The 22,317-nt window shown below is 64.8% G+C and carries 22 protein-coding genes; 7 read left to right on the plus strand and 15 right to left on the minus strand.

The genetic code is table 11. The features are described from left to right. Nucleotide 1 precedes the first annotated feature (1 nt). Complete coding sequence (locus tag BMF89_RS05065) at nt 2-784, plus strand: succinate dehydrogenase iron-sulfur subunit (RefSeq protein ID WP_078105990.1); 783 nt, start codon at nt 2-4, stop codon at nt 782-784. 111 nt (nt 785-895) lie between these two features. Further along, a complete protein-coding gene (locus tag BMF89_RS05070) occupies nt 896-1,660 on the plus strand; it encodes an alpha/beta fold hydrolase (RefSeq protein ID WP_078105991.1) in 765 nt (254 codons plus the stop codon). A 91-nt stretch (nt 1,661-1,751) separates the two neighbouring features. On the opposite strand, the gene BMF89_RS05075 is transcribed toward BMF89_RS05070, so the two are convergent. From BMF89_RS05075 to glyA, 13 genes are all read right to left on the minus strand, one after another. Then, entirely contained in the window at nt 1,752-2,693 is a 942-nt protein-coding gene (locus tag BMF89_RS05075; protein ID WP_078106026.1) for a YihY/virulence factor BrkB family protein, read from the minus strand. A gap of 82 nt (nt 2,694-2,775) precedes the next feature. Next, nucleotides 2,776-3,468: a 2'-5' RNA ligase family protein gene (locus BMF89_RS05080; protein WP_078105992.1), complete on the minus strand. Its 693-nt coding sequence runs from the start codon at nt 3,466-3,468 to the stop codon at nt 2,776-2,778. A gap of 4 nt (nt 3,469-3,472) precedes the next feature. Further along, nucleotides 3,473-4,564 carry a tryptophan--tRNA ligase gene (gene trpS / locus BMF89_RS05085; RefSeq protein WP_078105993.1) on the minus strand — a complete coding sequence of 364 codons (1,092 nt, stop codon included), beginning with the start codon at nt 4,562-4,564 and terminating at the stop codon, nt 3,473-3,475. Nucleotides 4,565-4,582: 18 nt separating this feature from the next. Then, the gene (locus BMF89_RS05090; RefSeq protein WP_078105994.1) at nt 4,583-5,416 is read right to left on the minus strand and encodes an exodeoxyribonuclease III; all 834 of its coding nucleotides are present in this window, start codon (nt 5,414-5,416) and stop codon (nt 4,583-4,585) included. Between the two features lie 9 nt (nt 5,417-5,425). Beyond that, nucleotides 5,426-5,998 (minus strand): hypothetical protein, encoded by a 573-nt coding sequence (locus BMF89_RS05095; protein ID WP_078105995.1) that lies wholly within the window; start codon nt 5,996-5,998, stop codon nt 5,426-5,428. 67 nt (nt 5,999-6,065) lie between these two features. Next, complete coding sequence (locus tag BMF89_RS05100; protein WP_078105996.1) at nt 6,066-6,899, minus strand: ABC transporter permease; 834 nt, start codon at nt 6,897-6,899, stop codon at nt 6,066-6,068. Then, nucleotides 6,896-7,717 carry an ABC transporter permease gene (locus tag BMF89_RS05105; RefSeq protein WP_171983402.1) on the minus strand — a complete coding sequence of 274 codons (822 nt, stop codon included), beginning with the start codon at nt 7,715-7,717 and terminating at the stop codon, nt 6,896-6,898. The genes BMF89_RS05100 and BMF89_RS05105 overlap by 4 nt, the downstream gene beginning before the upstream one ends. Next, a complete protein-coding gene (locus BMF89_RS05110) occupies nt 7,710-8,639 on the minus strand; it encodes an ATP-binding cassette domain-containing protein (RefSeq protein WP_078106027.1) in 930 nt (309 codons plus the stop codon). Before BMF89_RS05110 ends, BMF89_RS05105 begins: the two co-directional genes overlap by 8 nt. Nucleotides 8,640-8,868: 229 nt before the next feature. Next, a complete protein-coding gene (locus tag BMF89_RS05115) occupies nt 8,869-9,168 on the minus strand; it encodes an SHOCT domain-containing protein (protein ID WP_078105997.1) in 300 nt (99 codons plus the stop codon). A 133-nt stretch (nt 9,169-9,301) separates the two neighbouring features. Next, nucleotides 9,302-9,967, minus strand: a complete 666-nt coding sequence (locus BMF89_RS05120; protein WP_078105998.1) for a response regulator transcription factor — start codon at nt 9,965-9,967, stop codon at nt 9,302-9,304. Next, on the minus strand, nt 9,964-11,094 hold the full coding sequence (locus BMF89_RS05125; RefSeq protein ID WP_078105999.1) for a sensor histidine kinase: 1,131 nt from the start codon (nt 11,092-11,094) through the stop codon (nt 9,964-9,966). Before BMF89_RS05125 ends, BMF89_RS05120 begins: the two co-directional genes overlap by 4 nt. Before the next feature lie 102 nt (nt 11,095-11,196). Further along, nucleotides 11,197-12,108: a bifunctional methylenetetrahydrofolate dehydrogenase/methenyltetrahydrofolate cyclohydrolase gene (locus BMF89_RS05130; protein WP_078106000.1), complete on the minus strand. Its 912-nt coding sequence runs from the start codon at nt 12,106-12,108 to the stop codon at nt 11,197-11,199. Between the two features lie 8 nt (nt 12,109-12,116). Next, nucleotides 12,117-13,415, minus strand: a complete 1,299-nt coding sequence (gene glyA / locus BMF89_RS05135; protein WP_078106001.1) for a serine hydroxymethyltransferase — start codon at nt 13,413-13,415, stop codon at nt 12,117-12,119. A gap of 227 nt (nt 13,416-13,642) precedes the next feature. On the opposite strand from glyA, the gene purU reads away from it, so the two are divergent. The 3 genes from purU (at nt 13,643) to BMF89_RS05150 (ending at nt 15,820) form a co-directional block, all read left to right on the plus strand. Then, complete coding sequence (gene purU / locus BMF89_RS05140; protein ID WP_078106002.1) at nt 13,643-14,503, plus strand: formyltetrahydrofolate deformylase; 861 nt, start codon at nt 13,643-13,645, stop codon at nt 14,501-14,503. A 111-nt stretch (nt 14,504-14,614) separates the two neighbouring features. Next, nucleotides 14,615-15,202, plus strand: coding sequence for a class I SAM-dependent methyltransferase (locus BMF89_RS05145; protein WP_253190710.1), 588 nt, complete (start codon nt 14,615-14,617; stop codon nt 15,200-15,202). Nucleotides 15,203-15,295: 93 nt separating this feature from the next. Further along, nucleotides 15,296-15,820: a gamma carbonic anhydrase family protein gene (locus BMF89_RS05150; RefSeq protein ID WP_078106004.1), complete on the plus strand. Its 525-nt coding sequence runs from the start codon at nt 15,296-15,298 to the stop codon at nt 15,818-15,820. Here the strand turns inward: BMF89_RS05150 and BMF89_RS05155 are convergent. Beyond that, nucleotides 15,817-17,451 (minus strand): NAD(P)/FAD-dependent oxidoreductase, encoded by a 1,635-nt coding sequence (locus BMF89_RS05155; RefSeq protein ID WP_078106029.1) that lies wholly within the window; start codon nt 17,449-17,451, stop codon nt 15,817-15,819. The two genes, BMF89_RS05150 and BMF89_RS05155, sit on opposite strands and share 4 nt — an antisense overlap. Before the next feature lie 86 nt (nt 17,452-17,537). Continuing rightward, nucleotides 17,538-18,968 (minus strand): amino acid permease, encoded by a 1,431-nt coding sequence (locus BMF89_RS05160; RefSeq protein ID WP_171983404.1) that lies wholly within the window; start codon nt 18,966-18,968, stop codon nt 17,538-17,540. Between the two features lie 219 nt (nt 18,969-19,187). Between BMF89_RS05160 and alr the strand changes: the two genes are divergently transcribed. Both alr and BMF89_RS05170 read left to right on the plus strand, forming a co-directional pair. After that, the gene (gene alr, locus BMF89_RS05165; protein WP_078106006.1) at nt 19,188-20,408 is read left to right on the plus strand and encodes an alanine racemase; all 1,221 of its coding nucleotides are present in this window, start codon (nt 19,188-19,190) and stop codon (nt 20,406-20,408) included. Continuing rightward, nucleotides 20,398-22,008, plus strand: coding sequence for a PucR family transcriptional regulator (locus BMF89_RS05170; RefSeq protein WP_078106007.1), 1,611 nt, complete (start codon nt 20,398-20,400; stop codon nt 22,006-22,008). Before alr ends, BMF89_RS05170 begins: the two co-directional genes overlap by 11 nt. Nucleotides 22,009-22,317 lie beyond the last annotated feature (309 nt).

Genomic DNA, 22,317 nt, shown 5'->3' on the forward strand with positions numbered 1-22,317 from the left:
GATGTCTGCCGAACTTGCTGAGCCAGCATCCAAGATCGAGCTGCCCGCGCACATTGGTGGAGGCGGGGAAATTCCCACCTTCAACATCACCCTGCGAGTGCGACGCTACAACCCCGAGGTCTCGGAAGAGCCCGTATGGGAAGACCACCAGCTGACGATGTACGGCACCGACCGCGTGCTGGACGCCCTGCACAAGATCAAGTGGGAGATCGATGGCTCGCTGTCCTTCCGCCGTTCCTGCGCACACGGCGTGTGTGGCTCCGACGCCATGCGCATCAACGGCCGCAACCGCCTCGCGTGCAAGACCCTGCTGAAGGACCTGGACACCTCCAAGCCCATCACTGTTGAACCGATCAAGGGCCTCCCGGTGGAGAAGGACCTGATCGTGGACATGGAGCCGTTCTTCCAGTCCTTCCGCGAAGTCATGCCGTTCCTGATCAACAAGGGCCACGAGCCCACCAAGGAACGACTGCAGTCGGTCGAGGACCGTGAACGGTTCGACGACACCACCAAGTGCATCCTGTGCGCTGCGTGCACCTCGTCCTGCCCGGTGTTCTGGACTGACGGCCAGTACTTCGGCCCGGCCGCGATTGTGAACGCGCACCGTTTCATCTTCGACTCCCGTGACGATGCCGGTGACATGCGCTTGGAGATCCTCAACGACAAGGAAGGCGTGTGGCGTTGCCGCACCACCTTCAACTGCTCGGAGGCTTGCCCGCGTGGCATCCAGGTGACCCAGGCGATTGCCGAGGTCAAGCAGGCTATCCTGGCACGCAAGATCTAGTTTCCGAAGTTAAAGTACGACGACGGTGTCCCCCTTGGCGGGGTACGCCGTCGTCGTTCTTTAAGAGTCGCCCGCGAAAGCCGGGCAACCCGCACAACGAAAGGCGGACAGGTGTCCAAATCCATGAAGATCAGCTTCGAAGGCAGCACCGGAGATCTCCTGGCAGGTATCGTGGATGTTCCTGAGGGCCCGGTCCGGGGCTGGGGTGTGTTCTCCCATGGGTTGACCCTCGGCAAGGACAGCCCCTCTGCTTCGCGTATCTGCAAGGGCTTGGCGGACCTTGGGGTCGGCATGCTTCGCTTCGACAACCTCGGGCTGGGCGACTCTGCGGGCGAATGGTCCGCCGGATCGTTCAGCGTGAAAGTGGCGGACACCATCCGCGCCGCGGAGTTCATGCGTGCGGATGACAAGGAAATCTCGCTGCTGGTAGGCCACTCTTTTGGCGGGGCGGCTGTCCTGGCGGCGGCTCTAGGTCTTCCCGAGGTTCGGGCTGTTGCCACTGTGGGCGCTCCCTTCGAGCCCAAGCACGTGGAGCACATGTTCGACGCCGAAGTGAGCACGATCCTCAGTGAAGGCAGCGCAGAAGTCAATCTGGGCGGCAGGCGGATGGAGGTTCGCCGCCACTTTGTGGAGGACGTGGAGCAGGCCGACCTCAGGGACTGCATCCGCACTTTGCACCGGCCCCTCATGGTCCTGCACTCCCCCACGGACAACACCGTGGGCATCGACAATGCCAGCGAGATCTTCCAAACGGCGCGGCACCCGCGGAGCTTCGTTTCGCTCGAAGGCAGCGACCACCTGTTGACCGGCAAGGGACAGGCCGCCCGGGTTGCCCGGATCATCTCAGCGTGGGCCGGTCAATACCTCGGCGACTAACGCTAGCCCCAGCCCAACTGACTAGCAGTTGTTGTCGTTATGAGGGCTCAAAACGACAACAACTGCTAGTCAGTTGGGCCTCTGCTTGCCTTCAAGATCCCTTGCGTGGAAACGTGCGCGGCGAAGGGTGCCGCGATCCGAGGGCAGGCTTGGGGTGCTCGCTGGCACCTGTGTCCGCTTCCCTCACGGCCGACCACGCTGCGGAGAGCAAATAGACCTGACTGACCAGGTTGAACCAGATGAGAAGCCCGATGATGATGGCGAATGAGGCCAGAATGGGGTTCCGTCCGGCGTTCGCGAGCAGTTCCGTGCTGAAGATCTGGAGGATGGTTGTTCCGATGCCGGCAAGCACCGTTCCTTCCACGAACGCCTGGCGGCGAAGTTTCAGGCGGCCCGCGAAACGGAACATGATGACCGCCGTCGCCCAGTTGAGGACCAGCGGAACGGCCGTGCGAACGAGCCAAGTGACAGGGCCGGCCACTGCGTCAGCCATTCCGAGCCGGTCGATGATCCATCCGGCCGCCGTCCCGAACACAAGCGAAACACCGGCACTGACCACCAGGGCTGCGCCAAGCAGCAGGAGGGTACCGGCGTCGCGCGCCTTCATCAGCAGCGGGTTCTCCTGCAAGGGGTCCAGCCCGATGACTCCGCGAAGTCCCTCCCGGATTCCGGCGATCCAGCCGAGCGCGGTAAATACGGTGACGACGGCGGCTATGGCAGCAGTCCAGCCAAGGCCCGTGGGATTCAAGAGATCATGCGGATCCACCAGGCCGTTGCCGCCGCTGGTTTTCAAAAGTCCCGGGGCCGCCGTGGCGACGCTGGAGACAATTGAATCAACCAGTTGGGGCTGTCCGTTGAGGACCAAGCCGGTCACGGCGAAACCCGTTGCCAGCAAGCCCGTCACGGAGAAGAACATGGTGAAGCCAATGCCGGCGCTCAAGAGCGGACCATGGCGCAGGTTGTAGAGATTGAAGGCGCGCATGGGCCGGAAGTTGCCCAGCCGCGCGAGGGCAAGGTTGATGAACGCCGGTATCGTGGCGCCCCGATTGCCCGAGCGCCGGGCTTTGCCCCATTCGACCTGCCGGTTAATGAGCTGCAGCTTCAGCTGCGCGCCTTCAGTCGGCAGAGGTGGCCTCTCGGCCTGCTGCCGGTCGTTGTGCTGTGCGTTTCCGTGATTGATCTGCGTCGCCGCCAAAGTCGAGCTCTTCCCGTAGCTGCCAGATGCCATTGTCGTCGTGCTCGTAAAGTCCCATGCTAACCACCGGGAAGGTGGCGGTGTAGTTCTTGAGCACCGTTTCGGCCTCGTCCAGGCTTTCCGGGGCGACATCGTGGGCCACCGTCACGTGCGGGTGGTACGGGAAAGGAAGATCGCGTTCCAGCGGTCCTGTCTGCAGCTGTTCGTGCAGGCCCACGCACTCCTCGAAACCGTCTTCCACCTTCAGGAACACCACTGGTGAGACGGGCCGGAAGGAGCCTGTGCCGGAAATCGTGATCTTGAAGGGTGCCTGGCGGCGGGCGACATCGCGAACATGTTCGCGCGTGGCGTCCCAGTCCTGGGCGGGCGTAGTGGTGACGAGGGTGATGTGGGCCGGAATGACCTCTGCCATGGGATCACCGAAGGAAGCACGCCATTGCTGGAGTTCTTGGGCGACCTCCCTGGGGAAGCCCAGGATGACTCCTACGCACAGGCTGTCCCCGCAGGCGCTGGCAGACTGCCTCGTAGCCTCGTCCCGGCGGGCATCAGTGGCCTGGCCGGCTCCCCTTGAACGGGAGCCGGCCTGGACGCTGAGCTTGCCAGCTGCGCACATGGCTTTAGCGGATTCCTTGTGCTCCGCCGTAAGGCAGGAAGCCCACCTTGGCGTAGACGTCGGCGAGGGTGGCCGAGGCGATTTCGCGCGCTTTGTCCGCTCCGTGGGCAAGGAGCCGGTCGAGCTCGGCCGGATCGGCCAGCAACTCGTTGGCGCGGTCCCGGATCGGCCCAAGGTGGGCCGCAACGAGTTCGGCGAGGTCGACCTTCAGGTGGCCGTACATCTTGCCTTCGTAGTCCGCTACGATCTTCTCCACCGGCTGGCCGCTGATGGACGAGTAGATGCTCAGCAGGTTGGACACCCCGGGCTTGGCTTCGCGGTCGAAGCGGATTTCCGTCTCGGTGTCCGTAACTGCCGACTTGATGCGCTTGGCCGTGATCTTCGGGTCATCGAGCAGGTTGATCAGGCCGGCCGGCGACTCCGCGGACTTGGACATCTTGGCCGTCGGGTTCTGGAGATCGTAGATCTTGGCCGTTTCCTTCTGGATGAAGGGCTGCGGCACCTGGAACGTCTCGCCGTAGCGGCTGTTGAAACGCTGGGCGAGGTCGCGGCTGAGCTCAATGTGCTGCCGCTGGTCTTCGCCTACGGGCACCCCGTGTGGCTGGTACAACAGGATGTCGGCGGCCTGCAGGATCGGGTACGTGAAGAGCCCGACGCTTGCATGGTCAGAACCGTGCTGAAGCGACTTGTCCTTGAACTGGATCATGCGCGAGGCCTCGCCGAAGCCTGTGATGCAGCCGAGGACCCACGCCAGCTGGGCGTGTTCAGGAACCTGCGACTGGACGAACAGCGTGCACTTGTCCACGTCGACGCCGCCGGCGATGTACTGCGCGGCGGTGACGCGCGTACGGCGGGCCAGCTCGGCAGGGTCCTGCGGCACCGTAATGGCATGCAGGTCCGGGATGAAGAAGATGGCGTCATACTCATCCTGCATGCGGACCCAGTTGACCAGGGCACCGAGGTAGTTGCCTAGGTGCAGGGAATCAGCGGAGGGCTGCATGCCGGACAGCACGCGGTGCTTGGCCCCGGCGGCCAGTTTGGTTGATGTTGCCTTGGCTGCGGCTGCAGCGGGTTCAGTCGTGGTGGAACTGGTCATGAGGAAACTTTCGAAAGCTTAGAGCTGGTAGTCGACTACCAGCGGTGCGTGGTCGGAGAAACGGGTGTCCCACGACGGCGCCCGGTCAACGACGGCCGAAAGTGCGGCTGCCGCGAGTCCGGGAGTGGCCATGTGGTAGTCGATGCGCCAGCCAGTGTCAGTGTCAAAGGCCTTACCGCGCTGGGACCACCAGGTGTAGGGGCCTTCGACATTTCCTGCCAGGCCCCTGTGGACATCCCTCCATCCGATCTCGTCGCCGAAGAAGCGGTCGAAGTACGCGCGCTCCTCAGGAAGGAAACCGGCACGCTTGGTGTTGCCCTTCCAATTCTTGATGTCGAGTTCGGTGTGGCCCACGTTGAGGTCGCCGACCACCAGGGCGTGCTCGCTGTGCTTGGCAAGTTCCGGAAGCCTTGTGGTCATGACGTCCAGGAAGCGGTACTTGTCCACCTGCTTGGGCGTGTCCGCTTCCCCGGAGTGCACATAAGCGCTGACGACCGTCAGCGTAGTGTCCTTGCCGCCGCGGTCCCGCACGACGTAGTCCGCTTCGACCCAGCGTCCAGTCGTGGCGAAGTAGTCGTCGCCGATACCGACGCGGGTGGCAACGGGTTCCTGCCGGGAGGCAATAGCGACGCCGGCACGGCCCTTCGCCTCGGCTTCGGCGTGGAGGATGTACCAGCCTTCGCCGATGAGCTGGTTGACCACCTCGTCAGGCGCGCGGACTTCCTGCAGACACAGGATGTCGACGTCGCGGGGTTCCAGCCACTCCGCCATGCCCTTCTTGTAGGCGGCGCGAATGCCGTTGACGTTGACCGTTGCGATGCGAAGGAAGTCCTTCTTCAATGCCGAGCTCACCCGCCTACTCTAGTCGATGATGGTGCCCGAAACGGGCTCGTCGCCGCCGCTGGAGGACTTGATCATGTCCCGGGCATTGCTTGATGTAATGGCGATGGTTTCCAAGGCGCGGTTGATGGTGTCCTGATCGGCGGCGTCGCCCTTGGCGCGTTCGTCCTCCACCACGCGTACTTGCACCTGGACGATCTTGAAAGAGTGGTCCAGTTTGAGGTCCCGCATTTCGTCCGCTTCGTTCCGTTCCGAGACCACCCGGGTGCCACCGTGATCGGCGCTCGACGACGACGGCGCCCGGCCGGTTGCCGCGTTGAAGGCGTTCTGGGCTTCGGTGAGTTTTTCACCGGCCCGCCGGGCGGCCTTCTGGATGCTGAAGACCACGAAAGCGGCGAGCGCGAGCCAACCGAAGGAGATAACGGCAACGATCCAGCCGACGACGTCGTTGTGGTTGGCGGCGAAGATGACGGCCACCAGGAAAGCGATGAGCACCACCGTCATGCCCAGTCCACCAATGCGGAAGCCTTTGAATGGACTCCGGGCGGAAGCGGACGAGGGAACAGATGACGGGGAGTCGCCGAGGGATCGCATGCACCCATTGTCGCAAACTCGGGGCGACGAACCCCCCGCTTCCACCCCCGGCGAACAGCCCGGGCCGCTATTTCAGGAAGAGCTTGCGCAACCTTCCGGTCGTGAGGGTGATGCCGAGCGCGATCATCACGAGGTAGTAGGCGATATGGACTGCCGTTGCCGGGCTGAAGGAACCAATGCTGATCTGCCGCAGGAGTTCCACGCCGTGCCACAGGGGCATCGCCTGGATGAGCCACTGGATGTATTGCGGGTAGACGCTCAGCGGGTAGAAGGTGGCGCTGAAAAGGAACATGGGCAGCATGAAGAAGTTGATCCAGTCCATCTGTTGGAAAGTCTTCATGAAGCTGGTGATGCCCATGCCAAAACTCGCAAAGCCGAAAGCGATCAGCACCGAGGCCGGAATGACGAGGATGGCCCATGGCGTGGTGATGAGTCCCATGACGGCCATGACGGCGGTGAACCCCGTGGCATACAGGAGTCCGCGCAGCAGGGCCAGGAAGATCTCCCCGATGGCTACGTCTAATGGTCCGAGGGAGGTGTAGAGCATTCCCTGGTACAGCTTGGCGAAGTTCATCTTGAAGAACACGTTCCACGTGGAGTCGTAGACGGCTCCGTTCATGGCGGACACGGCCAGGAGCGCGGGCGCGATATAGGCCGCATAGCTGATTTCCTGGCCTCCCGGGCCCGCCACAGTACCCACGATGGGGCCGAGTCCCACGCCCATGGAGACCAAGTAAAGCACCGGCTCGAAGAACCCGGACACCAGGATCAACCAGGTGCTGCTTTTCGCGGCCATGAGGCCCCGGGACACCACAGCAAGCGCGTTGCGGGAGTACAGCGGACCGAAGGTGCGTTCACGGGCAGCGTCAGTGGCACTGTGGCCGCCGGTCAGAACGCTCATGCGCCCATCCTCCTGGCGAACTGCCGTCGTGTCAGCGTCCAACCCGCAGCGGCAGCCCCCACGAGGAACAGGACGTGGGCCAGCGTCAACAAGGGATTCTCCTCGAGTCCATAAGTGAAGACGCGGCCCAGCTGCGTGCCGTGCCAGACCGGGGAAATCCAACCGATCCAGCGCACTCCCAGCGGCAGCGAATCCAGCGGGAAGAACGTGCCCGAAAACAGGAACAGCGGCACCACGATGAATCGCTGCACCAGCGCGAACTGGCCGGAGTCCTTGGTGATGGTCGAGGCATAGGCCATGAGCGGCAGCCCGAAGGACAGCCCGGCCACCGTGGCAACTATCGCCGACACCCAGCCCCACGGACTCGGCGACGCACCGAACATGGCCACGATGGCGAAGTACACCACCGATTGCACCAGGAACTTCAAGGCACTGGCCATGATGTGGCCCGCGGCGATCTGCTGCGGCACCAGCGGGGAGGCGTGCGGGCCGTAGAACACGCGGCGCCATTTGAAGCCGTCCATGATCGGGTAGGAAAAGTCCCCCGACGCCGTCATGACCGCGGATGAGACCAACAGCGCCGGCGCGATGAAGGTCAAGTAGTTCACGCCACCAAACACCGCCCCGCTGTTCGCATTCACGAGGCTCGCAAGCCCGATGCCCATCGCGAACAGGTAGGCGACCGGCTGCCCCACGCTGTACAGGAACACCGACCAGCCGTAGCCACGCATCACCCGCAGGACCTGCTCGGCGTAGAAGAAGGATCCCCAGCGCTTCGCCCGGCTGGCCGAGACAGCCGGGGAGTGGGCGCTAATCAACGAGGCTCCGTCCGGTCAGCCGGAGGAAGACGTCCTCCAGCGAAGAACGCCGCACCAGCGAGGTCAAGGGTCGGAGCCGGCGTGCGGAGACTTGTTCGAGCGCCGCTTCGCCGTCGTTCGCGTAGATGAGCACCCGGTCCGGTAGCGTCTCGACGCGTTCGCCGATGCCCTCGAGTTCGACGCCGATGGTCGAGTTGCGTTCCGAACCGAAGCGGAGTTCCAGGACCTCGCGCGTGGAATGCTCCCGGATCAGGCTCGCCGGCGAGCCTTCGGCCATGATCCGGCCTTTGTCCACCACAATCAGCCGGTCGCAAAGTTGTTCGGCCTCGTCCATGTAGTGCGTGGTGAGGATCAGCGTGACCCCTTGTTCCTTGAGCCTGAACAGCCTGTCCCAGAGGATGTGGCGGGCCTGGGGATCCAGCCCCGTGGTGGGTTCGTCCAGGAGCAGGATCTTCGGCTCGTTGATGAGCGAGCGGGCAATCGTGAGGCGCCGTTTCATGCCGCCGGAGAGGGCATCGACCCTGGACTTGGCCTTGTCCGTCAGCTGGGCGAACTCGAGCAGTTCATCTGCCTTGGGGCGCAAGTAGCTCAAGGGCAGGCCGAAGTAGCGGCCATAGACAATAAGGTTTTCGCGGACCTTCAGTTCCTCGTCCAGGTTGTCCTGTTGCGGTACCACTCCGAGGTGCGCACGGACTTCCGGCCCATGGGTTTCCGGGTCCAGGCCCATGATGCTGAGCTTCCCGGACGTGCGCTGGGAGACCCCGCCGATCATTTTCATGGTGGTCGATTTGCCGGCGCCGTTGGGGCCAAGCAGGCCGAAGGACTCCCCTGCCGGAACCTCGAACGAGATACCGTCGACGGCGGTGAGCTCGCCGTAGCTCTTGGTGAGGTTTTCGGCTGTGATGACTGCGGCTGGGTTCATCTCGAAGCTGGCTGACGTGGAGAAAGAACGGGTGGCTTCATTGTGCACCCCAGCAGACTAGTAGAGCCAAGGAATGCGTGAAAGAGGTATTCCGCAATTTTCTGGATTAACCTGCTGGACCCTGCGCGACATGCTGCTGGATCACTCCACACCTCAGGCCCTGGAACCGCGTGGTTCCAAGGCCTGATGGTTCATCCCGGCGAGTGATCCAGCAGAATCCGCCGGTTCCTCATTTCGTGGGATGTGCCCGCAACACTTCCAGGCGTTGGCGATACTCGGTCTCGTCGATTTCGCCACGTGCGTAGCGCTCCCTCAGCACGCTTTCGGCGCCCTGGGTTGCTGCCCAGTAGTGGTTACGGCGCCACATCCGGCGCCCGAAGAAGATGAAGAATCCAATCACGAGGATCCAAAACAGCGGGATCAGGAGGAAAAACGGCCAGAAGACGAATCCGCCCCCGGGTCCATGGACGACGTCGGCGGGCAGCTGGGCGGCCGCGACGCCGAGGGTGGTGCTCAGTGATGTCAACATGTCCAGTCCAAACTCTCAACAGGCCGTATCTCGGCTCTGGTTCCAGTCTGGTTTTCGGCCCATCGAATCGCGTCGGCCACCGGGAGTCACTTGCAGCTTCCCGCCTACTCCCCAGGGAGACTGCGGGCCGGGGCTAGCTGCTCCAGCCGGGCCGGACCAGGCCGGATTCGTACGCCAGCACCACCAATTGCGCACGGTCCCGCACCAGTAGTTTGCTCATGATCCGTGAGACGTGCGTCTTCGCAGTCAACGGGGTGATGAACAGCCTCTCGGCGATCTCTGCGTTGTTCAGGCCCTCCCCTACCAGCGCCAGGACTTCCCGCTCACGCTCGGTGATTTGGTCCAGGGGCACTGTCTTCGACGCCGCCTTGCTGTGCAGGGCGAGCTGCGCCATGATGCGGCGCGTCACGGATGGCGAAAGGAGCGCGTCGCCGTCGTGCACCACCCGCACCGCGCGGATCAGTTCCTCCGGTTCAGTGTCCTTGACGAGGAAGCCCGCGGCACCCGCCCGCACGGCTTCGGCGATGTATTCGTCCAGCTCAAACGTGGTGAGGATGATGATGCGGGTGTGGACGAGTCGCGGGTTGGCCAGGATTTGCCGGGTCGCGGCCAGTCCGTCGCCGTCCGGCATGCGGATGTCCATGAGGACGACGTCGGGTGCCTCACGCTCGGCCAGCCTGACGGCATCCCGGCCGGTACCGGCTTCAGCCACTACTTCCATGTCCGGTTCAGCGTCCAGGAGGGCCCGGAATCCGGCCCGGATAAGGTTCTGGTCGTCGGCGAGCAGCAAGCGGATCATCGTTGGTGTCCTCCCTCGTGGGGGTTCAGCGGGAGGCTCGCTTCCACGCGCAGCCCGGGCTCCAGAGGCGTCAGGCAAAGCGTGCCGCCCAGGGCCTTGACGCGCTCGCGCATGCCCCTCAGCCCGTTCCCGGCGGGCGCTCCCCGGAGGCCTCCGCCGTCGTCGTCGATCCTCACCCTCAGCGCGTTCCCTGCCACGTCCAGATGCACGACAGCGGACGCCGCGCCTGAGTGCCTGCGGACGTTGCTCAGCCCTTCCTGGACGATCCGGTAGGCAGCTTCCTGCTGTGCAGCACCTACTCCGTCCCCGTCTAGGGAGTTCTCAAACCGCACCTCCAGGCCGCCGCGCCGCGCGTCTTCCACGAGTTCCAGGATCCGTCCCAGATTCGGCGGTGCCGCGGGACTGAGCGGGGCGTCGTCGCGCAGCACCCCGAGGAGTTGACGGACCTCGGCCAGGGATTCCTTGCTCGCGGCCTTGATGGCTTCCAGCGCCGGGCGGAGCTTCTCGGGATCGTTCGTGCCCAGGTGGAGCGCCACGGAGGCCTGGACGTTGATCATCGACAGGGAGTGAGCCACCACGTCGTGGATGTCACGGGCGAGGGTAAGGCGGTATTCGTCCCGTTCGGCCTGTTTCGCGGCCTCCCGCCGTCGCCGGTATTCGGCCATCCGTTCGCCCCGCCGTCGGAAGCCTTCACCGATCAGGACGAGGATCGCCGCCCAGGCAACGCCGGCGGAGGCCCGGACAAGCCCCGTCTCATCCCCGGCGAGGACAGCCGTCAGAACGACGGCCGCGGCCGAAATCCCGGCCCCAAGCCACGCCAGCCAGCGCAACCCCGCGGCGGCAGTCAGGATGATCGAGAGCGCCAGGGACAGCGCGATGGGGCCCCAGGCATAACCAAGGAGGAGGTAGATGGACGTGGCCGCCAGGGTGGTCGGCAGCATGACGGCGGGCCTGCGGGTCCGGAAAGCCAGGGCCGCCGGGCCCGCCAGCAACAGCAGGAACGCGAGCGGGTCCAAGGGGCGGGGGCCGGCTTGGTGGCTCGCCGAGAAGACGGTCCCGAGGACCTGGATCAGGGCCGCCGCGATCACGATGAAACTCGTGGGAGGGCCCTGGAATCGCCGCTGCATGCTCCGAGCCTAGCCGCGGACGGCGCCCGCGTCGTCGGGTTAACGGCGTAGGGCGCCTACTCCTGCGGGAGTAGGCGCCCTACGCGCTGGTGGGAAGCAATATCAGGCGACGCCGGAGACGCTTCCCGCTGCCAATTGGCGTTCCGCGGCTTCGACCACGTTGGTCATGAGCAGCGCCACGGTCATGGGACCCACGCCGCCGGGGTTCGGCGAAATCCACCCGGCCACCTCGGCAACAGCGGGATCGATATCGCCGTGGACCTTGCTCTTGCCCGTCTCGGGGTCGGTTTCACGGGTGACACCGACGTCGAGCACGGCCGCGCCGGGCTTCACGTCCGCAGGCTTGACGATGTGCTTGGCACCCGCAGCGCCCACAATCACGTCCGCCAGCCGCAGCAACTCCGAGAGGTTCTTCGTGCCGGTGTGCGTGAGTGTCACAGTGGCGTTCACGGCCCGCCGCGTGAGCAGCAGGCCGATCGATCGGCCGATCGTGACGCCGCGCCCGACCACCACTACGTGCTTGCCGGCCAGGCTGTAGCCGTTGCGCTCCAGAAGCTCGATGACGCCGCGGGGCGTGCACGGCAACGGCGAGGTGATCTCTCCGTTGACGTTGAGCACCAGCCGGCCCAGGTTGGTCGGGTGCAGGCCGTCGGCATCCTTGGCGGGGTCGATCCGCTCAAGGATTGCGTCTGTGTCCAGGTGCTTGGGCAGCGGCAACTGCACGATGTAACCGTGGCAGGCGGGGTCCCCATTGAGTTCGTCGATGAGGGCCTCAACCTGGGCCTGGGTGGCGTCCGCCGGAAGCTCACGCTGGATCGAGTTCATCCCGATCTCCACAGACTGCTTGTGCTTCATGGACACGTAGAGCTGCGAGGCAGGGTCCGCACCTACGAGCACGGTGGCAATGCCCGGAGTTACGCCGCGGGCCCTCAGGGCAGCGACGCGCTCAGTCAGCTCAGACTTGATGGCGGCTGCGGCGGCCTTGCCGTCAAGGATCTTCGCGGTCTGCGCCATGGACGGGTTCACCACTGCTCGTGCTGCGGGTACAGCGGGAAGTCTGCGGCGAGCTTGTCGACGCGGGCCTGGAGCGCTTCAACATCGGTGGCGGAGCCTGCCTTCAGCGCCGAAGCGATGATCTCGGCAACCTCGGTGAATTCGGTGGCACCGAAGCCGCGGGTAGCCAGGGCCGGGGTACCGATGCGCAGGCCGGACGTGACCATCGGCGGACGCGGGTCGAACGGAACGGCGTTGCGGTTGACGGTGATGCCCACCGAGTGCAGGAGGTCTTCGGCCTGCTGGCCGTCCAGCTGCGAGTTGCGCAGGTCCACGAGGACCAAGTGCACGTCGGTGCCTCCGGTCAACACGGAAACGCCGGCTTCGGCGACGTCGGCCTGGTTGAGGCGATCGGCGATGATCTTGGCACCTTCGAGGACGCGCTCCTGGCGCTCCTTGAATTCCTCGCCTGCAGCGATCTTGAAGGCAACAGCCTTCGCGGCGATCACGTGCATGAGCGGGCCGCCCTGCTGGCCCGGGAACACGTTGGAGTTGAGCTTCTTCGCCCATTCCTGCTTGGCGAGGATCACGCCGGAGCGGGGGCCGGAGAGCGTCTTGTGCACCGTGGAGGTAACGACGTCGGAGTGCGGCACCGGGCTCGGGTGCAGCCCTGCTGCGACGAGGCCCGCGAAGTGGGCCATGTCCGTCCAGAGGAGCGCGCCGACCTCGTCGGCGATGGAACGGAAGGCTGCGAAGTCGAGGTGGCGCGGGTAAGCGGACCAGCCGGCGATGATGACCTGGGGCTTCTCGGCAATGGCCTGTTCGCGGAGCTTGTCCATGTCCACGCGGAAGGTGTCTTCTTCAACCTGGTATGCAGCTACGTTGTAGAGCTTTCCGGAGAAGTTGAGCTTCATGCCGTGGGTCAGGTGGCCGCCGTGGGCGAGCGAAAGGCCGAGGATCTTGTCGCCGGGAGTGATCATGGCGGACAGGGCTGCTGCGTTGGCCTGCGCGCCGGAGTGCGGCTGCACGTTGGCATACTCTGCGCCGAAGAGGGCCTTCACGCGGTCGATGGCCAGTTGCTCGGCGATGTCCACGTATTCGCAGCCACCGTAGTAGCGGCGGCCCGGGTAGCCTTCAGCGTACTTGTTGGTCAGGACGGAGCCCTGGGCCTCCATGACGGCGCGGGGCGCAAAGTTCTCGGAAGCGATCATTTCCAGGGTGCCGCGCTGGCGGCCGAGTTCCTGTTCCAGAACCGCGGCGATCTCGGGGTCGAGCTCGGCGAGCGGCTGGTTGCTGATGGTCGCGGAGGTGATGGTGGAGGTGGTCACGAAGATCTCCTGGATAGGCAACGGGTATTTCTACAGGTCAGGCTACCGGCTGGGTTTTTTCCATGCCTTTGATTACGGGGCGTGGCAGAGCGACGGTAAAACGTGACCCTCGGCCCAGGCGTACGATCCGTGGTCTTCATCAGTGCCGCTCCCTGGTGGTACACCACCCAACGCCAGTCGCGACGACTTAAACAGTACAACAGGTGCGCCACGGTAGGCTTGATCGTGTGACTGAATCCACCCTGCCTACGTCTTTTGTTGTAACCCTGTCCTGCCCGGACCGGCCCGGAATTGTGCACGCCGTTGCAGGCGCCTTGTTGGAGGCAGGCTGCAACATCGCCGATTCCCAGCAATACGGCAGCCCCAGCACGGGAAACTTTTTCATGCGGGTGGAAGCCACCACGTCCTCGACCGAGGCCGAGCTGAGTTCGGCGCTGGCCCCGGTGGCCCAAGCATTCGGCATGAAGTGGCAGATCAACCCGGTGGGCCAGAAAGTCCGTACCCTGATCCTGGGTTCGAAGGACGCACACTGCCTCAACGACCTGCTCTTCCAGCAACGCACCGGAACCCTCCCCATCGAGGTACCGGCCATCGTGTCGAACCACCGGGACCTCGAAGGCCTGGCGGAGTTCTACGGGATCCCCTTCCACCACATCCCGGTCACCCCGGACACCAAACCCCGGGCCGAGGCGAAGCTGCTCGAACTCATCCACGAGCACGGCATCGAGCTGACCGTCCTGGCGCGGTACATGCAGGTCCTCTCCAACGAGCTCTGCACCGAGCTCAACGGCAAGGCCATCAACATCCATCACTCCTTCCTGCCGTCCTTCAAGGGCGCCAAGCCCTACCACCAGGCGCATGCCCGGGGAGTGAAGATCATCGGCGCAACTGCGCATTACGTCACGGCGGACCTCGACGAGGGTCCGATCATCGAGCAGGAAGTCATCCGGGTGGACCACGCCCGCACGGCCGAGCAATTCGTGCAGATGGGCCGCGACGTCGAAGGCCGCACGCTCGCCCAGGCCGTGCAGTGGCACGCCGAACACCGCGTCCTGCTCGACGGCACCCGCACGGTGGTGTTCAACTAACGCTCTCCCACCCAACTGACTCGCATTTAACGTCGTTTTGACGCCTCATAACGACACCTACTGCGAGCTAGTTGGGTGTTCTACGCTGGGACCATGGACGGGACCGGGCCTATGACCCCGCATCGGACGGAATGCCGCGATTGGTTCATTCGCCTGCTCAAGGACGAACACAGGCACTCTCTGTTCGAACTTGGCTGCGGCACAGGCGTCGAAGGTTTGGATTTCGTGCGGGCGGGACTGCATTACACGGGAGTTGACCTGTCCGAGGAGAGCATCCAGTCCGCCCGCGCCAAAGGGCTCGACGCCAGCGTTGCCAGCGGCCGGTCCCTGCCGTTCGCCGATGCCACTTTCCCGGCCGTGTGGACCATGGGCACCCTCCTGCACGTCCCCAACGCGGAAATCCACGACGTCGTCCGTGAACTCGTGCGGGTCAGCGCGGCTGGTGCGCCAATCGCCGTCGGGCTCTGGTCCGGCGACGATGAAGAAGTCCTCAACCCCGAGGACCAAGACGAGCCGCGGCGGTTCTTCAGCCGGCGGAGCGACGACGCCGTGCGACGCATCTTTGGCGCGCACGGCGACGTCGAGCACTTCGAGACCTGGCCCGAGGGCACGGGAGCCGAGTCCGGACCCGGCGCGGGCCAGTTGACCCAGCACTACCAGTTCCTGGTCCTCCGTACTCCTTCCGGCCCACCCAACTGACTCGCATTTGTTGTCGTTTTCAGTGCTCATAACGACAACAAATGCGACCCAGTTGGGATGGGTGGACCGGACGCCGTCATCTAGGCTTGCCCCATGGCTCCCATTTACACGTTTGCCGGGGATACCCCGGCCATCCATGACACTGCCTTCGTGGCACCCACGGCTTCCATCATCGGCAAGGCCACCCTCGGCGCGGACTCGAGCGCCTTCTATGGTGTGTCGGTCCGTGCCGACACCGCTGCCATCAGCGTCGGCGCCGGCTCGAACCTCCAGGACAATGTGGTCCTGCACGCCGACCCGGGTTTCCCGTGCACCGTCGGCGAGCGCGTCAGCGTCGGCCACAGCGCCGTCGTCCACGGATGCACCGTGGAGGACGACTGCCTCATCGGCATGAGCGCCACCATCCTGAACGGCGCCGTCATCGGTACCGGTTCGCTGGTGGCCGCCGGCGCCGTCGTGCTTGAGGGAACCGTCATCCCGCCCCGATCCCTGGTTGCCGGCGTGCCCGCCAAGGTGCGCCGCGAACTGAGCGAAGAAGAGCTCGACGGCGTGAAGCACAACGCGGCGCACTACCGGGAGCTGGCGGCGGCGCACCGCGGGATGCACGCACAGGGCTAGTCCAGGCTTATTGGCCCCAGCTCGTCCAACACGTCGCCGGGACCGGGGTTGCCTGCCACGGACGAACCGCCGAGGTGGTTCACCACGCCCCACACGGCGTTCAGTCCCGTGGTGACGGCGCCTTCGGCCCAGCCTGCGGTGAACGAGACGTCGTCGCCAGCCAGGAAGATGCCCCGCTGGCTTTCCGGCAGCTTGTCCTGCTTGAAGTGCGTGAACAAGCGCTGCTGGTAGCGGTAATGGCCGGGCAGGTTGGCCTTGAAGGCGCCCATGAAGTTGGGGTCGGCTTCCCAGGAAACGGTGATGGGCTGGCCAACGATGTGGCTCGCAATGTCCACACCCGGGTAGATCTGCTCAAGCGAGTGCAGCATGAGCTTGACGCGTTCTTCGGCGCTGAGCGAGAGCCACTTCAGGGCGTCGTCGTTCCACGTGTAGGACAGGAGGATGACGGCAGGCTTGTCCGGACCGTCGTCGAGCAGGTACGTTGCCCGGTTGAGCCGGTCGGTCAATGTCATGGACAACACCTCGCGGCCCGTTTCGGGGTCGATGTCCTTCCAGAACGGCCGGTCCACCATAACGAACGTCTTGGAAGACTGCATGTAGTGCGAGCGCTCGATCGCGGTCCACAGTTCCGAGGGGAACAACGATTCCTGGGTGTGGATGCGCGTGGACAGCAGCCAGGACTGGCAGGTGGTCACGACGGCGGGGTACCCGGTTTCGCGGCCCCAACGTTCGCGCACCATGAGGTCGCCGTCAACGCTGCCTCGTTCGATGCGGTCCACGGCTCCGCGTGGGGAGCCGGAATGCAGCGATGCGAGCGAGGTGCCCTCGGGCCAGTGGGCCATGCCCGACGGCGCGTGGTGCCAGAGTGCCTCGGGGAGCCGTTGCGCTCCACCGGTAATGAGGCGGTGCTGGTCATCGGCGTCGGTGTAGACGACGCGCAGGATTTCGAGGATGGAGTTGGGGAAGTCGGTGTCCCAGCCGCCTGTGCCGAAACCTACCTGGCCGAACGCCTCGCGGTGCGCGAATCCGGCCTCCTTGAAGGACGTGCTCGCGGCGATGAAGCCGTAGAAGGTCTGTTCGTCGAGGAGCGGGAGCAGCTCATTCCATAGCTCCTTGATTCGCGTGGTGTCGCGGGCCCGGATCGCCTCCTGCATTTCCTGGAACGCGGCGCCGTCATTCACGGCTGCCTTCCAGGCTGCGGCAACCTCGTGGAAGAACTCCGGAAGGTCAGCGGAGGTGGCGGCGTAATGCTTCTGTCCTGCCAGCTCGATCACGGTGCTCGATGTTGCGGGAGCGAGCGGGTTGGGGAATTCCTGGGTGTCCAGGCCGAGGAGATCCACGTAGTGGTAGAACGCCTTTCCGGACACCGGGAAGCGCATGCCGCCGAGGTCTGCCACCACGCCGGGGGCGGAAGGAAAGCTCGCGGTGCGCAACCGTCCGCCGATCTGGTCAGCCTCATAGACAACGGGGCGCAGCCCGAGCTTCATGAGCTCGTAGGCCGTGACCAGTCCCGACAAGCCGGCACCGATCACCGCGACCTCCGTGCCGTACAGCTCTGGCGGAACAACCGCCAGGCCGTCCGGGTGGGCCAGGTAGTGGTCGTAGCTGAACGGGAAGTCCGGGTTCAGCATCGTGATGGGAGCGTCGGCCGGCGTTGCTTGGGTAATCCCGGTGTCACCGCGGGGTGTGGGTTCCGTGGGCAATTCGGTGGCGATGGTCATGAAAGTTCTGCCTTCACAGTTTCCGGGTCGGCGACCCTTGCGGATAGTTCACGGTATTCCTCTTCGCTGAGCGCCGCTACCTTGGAGTTCCGGCGTCCGTAGCCGAAGTAGAGGGCAATGCCCACCAGCATCCAGCCACCGAACACCACCCAGGTGTCAGCACCCAGGTTGGCCATGAGGTAGGCGCACATCAGCGTGCCGAGGACGGGGGTGATTGGGTAGAGCGGGACGCGGAAGCTGCGCGTGAGCTCCGGGCGGTTGCGCCGCAGGTAGATGACGGCGACGTTGACGAGCGCGAACGCGAAGAGGGTGCCGATGCTGGTGGCGTCGGCCAGCGCACCGAGCGGGACGAGTCCCGCGGTGAGTGCGACGGCGGTGCCCACGATGAGCGTTCCGGCCACCGGGGTGCCGGTGCGCGGGGAGATCCGGCCGAAGACCTCCGGGACCAGTCCGTCGCGGGACATGGAGAGCAGGATGCGGGTCTGGCCGTAGAGCACGGTCAGAACGATGCTGGCGATGGCGAGCACGGCTCCGATGGAGAAGACGAGCGCGATCCAGGGCTGGTGGGTGGTTTCCTCGAGGATCTGGACGAGTGCTGCCTCGGTGCCTCCGAACCATTCCCAGGGACGGGCGCCGATGGCGGCCACGGCTACCAGGACGTAGATGCTGGTCACGATCACCATGGAGAGCAGGATGGCCCGGGGCAGGTCACGCTTGGGGTTGCGTGCCTCTTCGCCAGCGGTGGAGGCTGCGTCGAAGCCGATGTAGGAGAAGAATACCCGGGAGGCGGCGGCAGAGACGCCTGCGGCACCCATGGGCATGAGGGGTTCGAAGTTGCCGGCGTTGAATGCGGTGAAGGCAACGGCACAGAAGAACAACAGGATGACGATCTTGATGGTCACGATCGCGGTGTTGATCCAGGCGCTTTCCTTGGCCCCGCGCACCAGCAGGATCATCGCGAGGACGACGATCAGCATGGCCGGTATGTTGACCACACCGCCGCTGCCCGGTGGTTGCGACATCGCATCCGGCAGGACTTGCCCGAACGCGGAGAGGGTTTCGTTCACGTATTGCCCCGCACCGACGGCGACGGCTGCGACGGAGACCGCGTATTCGAGGACGAGGCACCAACCACAGATCCAGGCCATGCCCTCGCCCATCGTGGCGTAGGAGTAGGAGTAGCTGGATCCGGCAACGGGCACGAGGCCCGCCATCTCCGCGTAGGACACGGCTGAGAACAAGGCGGCAAGGCCTGCCACCACGAAGGAGATCCAGACTGCGGGCCCGGCCAGCGGCACGGATTCACCCAGGATCACCAGGATGCCGGTGCCGAGGGTCGCGCCGACACTGATCATCGTGAGCTGGAGGACGCCGAAGCTGCGGACCAACGGCGTACCGCTCTTGCTGCTTCCGGCCTCGCTGACCATCTGCCCGATCGGCTTGCGGCGCAGCAGCTGCGAACCGAGCCCCGGGCGGAGGGCGGCGTGGCCGGCGTCCGTATTCGTGGCGTGCGTTGGCTTCGTCTGGGTGGAGGTAGGCACAGTCACCGTTGACGTCCCTTCAGAGTAGTTGGCGGATTCCCCTGACAACCGTAAGCCTGTGAGCCAGCTCTCACGGCGGTGCAAAATGACCTATAGTGATCAACCATGAGACGTATTGCACAATCAGAAACGACGCCGGAAGCGGCGCTCTCCGGGCAGGTCAGCGTTGATCTGTCTGCGATTTCAGACAACATCAAAGCCCTCAAAAAGCGCACTGCCGCGCCGCATTTCATGGCCGTCGTCAAGGGGAACGGCTACGGTCACGGCCTCGTGGAGGTGGCCCGCACGGCGGTGGCGGCAGGAGCTGATTGGTTGGGAACCGCCCAATTGAGCGAAGCGATCACCTTGCGCAAGGCGGGCATCACGGCGCCGGTCCTGTCCTGGCTATATCTGGCATCCCAGACCAGCGCGACCATCCGGGAAGCACTGGAGTACGACGTCGACGTTTCTCTTGGGAGCGTCGCTCAACTTGAGGTCCTGGCCGGGATCGCGAGGCAATTGGGCCGCCCCGCCGTCGTGCACCTGGAACTGGACAGCGGCCTCAGCCGCGGCGGCGCTCGCAAGGAAGACTGGTCCGAACTCGTGGCCCAGGCTCGCAAGGCGGAGCAGGACGGCACGGTTCTGGTTCGCGGCATCTGGACCCATCTGGCCTGGGCCGACGTTCCCGCCCACCCCGGAAACGCTGCAGCCGTGGCCGGGTTCGAAGACGCCGTTGACGAAGCCCGCGCCGCCGGACTGGACCCGCAGCTGCGGCACGTGTCGAGCTCGGCAAACATCCTGGACCGGCCCGAATTCCATTTCGACATGGTCCGCGCCGGACTGGCGATCTACGGCTTGGCCCCCGCCGACCACCTGGATCCCGCCGACTTCGGGCTGCGCCCCGCTTTGAGCGTGACGGCGCCGCTCGTCATGGTCAAGAAGGTCCCGGCGGGGACCGGCGTCAGCTACGAACATCAGGCCATCACGCACGAGCCGCGTTATCTCGGCCTCATCCCCCTCGGTTACGCCGACGGCATCCCCAAGGGCGTCAGCGGCCGGAGCCTGGTCCAGATCGCCGGACGGAAAGTCCCCGTGATCGGCAAGGTGTGCATGGACCAGTTCATGGTGGACCTCGGCCCGGATGCTTCCGGGATCGAGGTCGGCGACACAGCGGTCCTGTTCGGCGATCCGGCCGGAGGGGCTGCGAGCGCCGACGATTGGGGCGCCGCCATCGGAAGCCACGGTGACGAGATCATCAACCGGATCGCACCACGACTCCCGCGTGTGTATGAGTCCAGCGCCTACGAGTGCCCCGATTACCAGGAGGCCGCGAGCGATGTCTCCTGAGCCAAGCCCCAGCCGCCTGAGTTTCGTCACGCTTGAGCAGTTCCTGAAGCAGCTGCCGCCCGAGTTGGAGATACTCCACGACGGCGGCAGCGGCGGGGAGTTGCTGCGCTGGGTTGAACCCAGCGAACTGGACGATCCCACGCCCTACCTGCCGGACGGGGAGTTCCTGCTGACCGCGGGACTCCCCTTCCTGGGAGAGGGCGGGTCCAGCGACAATGTCGACGCGTATGTGAAACGGCTGGTGGGGGCCAAGGTGGCGGCGCTGGGGTTCGGGATCAGGCCGTATTTCGACGCCGTCCCGGCCGAGCTACTCAAGGCGTGCCGGCGGCATAAGCTCACTTTGATCGAGATCCCGGAGTCCATCCCGTTCGCCGCGATCGGCCTTGAGTTCTCCCAGCTCCTGGAGTCCGATAACGCGAAGGTCTTCCGCCAGCTCGCGGACACCAACCGGCAACTCATGCGGGCGGTCCTCTCCCCCAGACCGGAACACGAGCTGCTTGCCGCGTTGGTCCAGAAGGTGCCCGTCTGGGCACTTCTCGTCGGAGCGGATGGGCGGGTGCGTGCGCGTGCCCACGCTGCCGGCGGCAGCACCGGCGTCGAGCATTCATTGCTGGAGCCCATGCTCGAACGGCTCCTTTCCGGCAGCGGGCCGCGGGTAGAGGTGGACGGCTTTGAGCAGCCGGGATCGGAGATGGTTTTCGGCCATCCGCTCCGGAGCACCAAGGACGCCAACCTGGGCGCCCTGATCCTGGGCTCGGACGCCGCGCTGACTCCCGCCCAGAACAGCGTGGTGCAGTCCGTCGTGGGGTTGCTGGAGTTGCTCGTCCGCCAACGGACCAGCGGCTCGCTCGCGCCGAGCCAATTGGCGACGGCGTTGCTTTTGCACCCTGAAACCCTTGCCACCGGCGGGACCCGGCACGTCAACGGGCTCAAGGACCTCCTCGCCCAGAGCCTGTCCTCTACGCGATCCGCTCCCCTGCGCGTGGTCCAAGGCATCAAGGTGGACTCGCCTGAGTGGCCTGCCGGCGACAGCCCGGTGCGCGAGCTACTGCAGTGGCGTCGCCTCTTCGACACCAAACTGGTGGAAATCACCGATTACGGATTCGCTGCCATCACTCGTTTGAAGGTGGACGACTCGCTCCTGGCGGACGTCGAAAAGCTCGGCTGGCGGCTCGTCATCGGAGAGCCGACGGAACTGACCGGCCTCGCCGCAGCGCACCAACGCGTAACATCGCTGCGATCCCGGGTCCAGTCCAGCGGACGGAGCGCCCGCGTCGACGAGGTGACCTGGTCCGTTACGGGACTCCTGGGACGCGAGGCCGGATCCATGCTTGCCGCGAGGCTCCTTGAACCGGTACTCGCTTTAGAAGCCGATCGGCGCGATCCCCTCTTAGCGGTACTCCGGGGCTGGCTCAGCGAAAACGGCAGCTGGGACGCCTCCGCCAAACTGCTGGGACTGCACCGCAACAGCGTGCGCCGCCAGATCGGCCTGCTCGCCGAACTGCTCGACGCCGACCTGAACCTTGCCCAGGTGCGGGCGGAGCTTTGGATCGCGCTCCAGTACACGGACGGCTTGGTGGGCGGAGGGGACGCCTATTGAAGCAACAGATCGCATCCTAGGCTCCGCAATAGCTGTTGAGAACCTTCCCTCGCTGCGGTTTCCTTATCCGGGTCTCTGCGAGCGCCGGCGAAAACTGCTATGCCAAAAGCCCAATAGGACCGCCAGGACTAACAGACCGAGAAATACCCAGACGGGCTGGCCCGTTACCGTGGCAAGAAAAGGGCCTCCAATCACGCCCGCGACAACAGCGACAGCCCATACAGTAAACAAAATGCGTCGTTCCTGTTTGAGCGAATTTTTTATGGTCCCCACCCGCCCTACTCTACCTTCTATCGGAGGCAATCGAGA

Origin of the sequence: Arthrobacter sp. SRS-W-1-2016, from assembly GCF_002009585.1 — a bacterium.
Taxonomy (GTDB): Bacteria; Actinomycetota; Actinomycetes; order Actinomycetales; family Micrococcaceae; genus Arthrobacter; species Arthrobacter bambusae_A.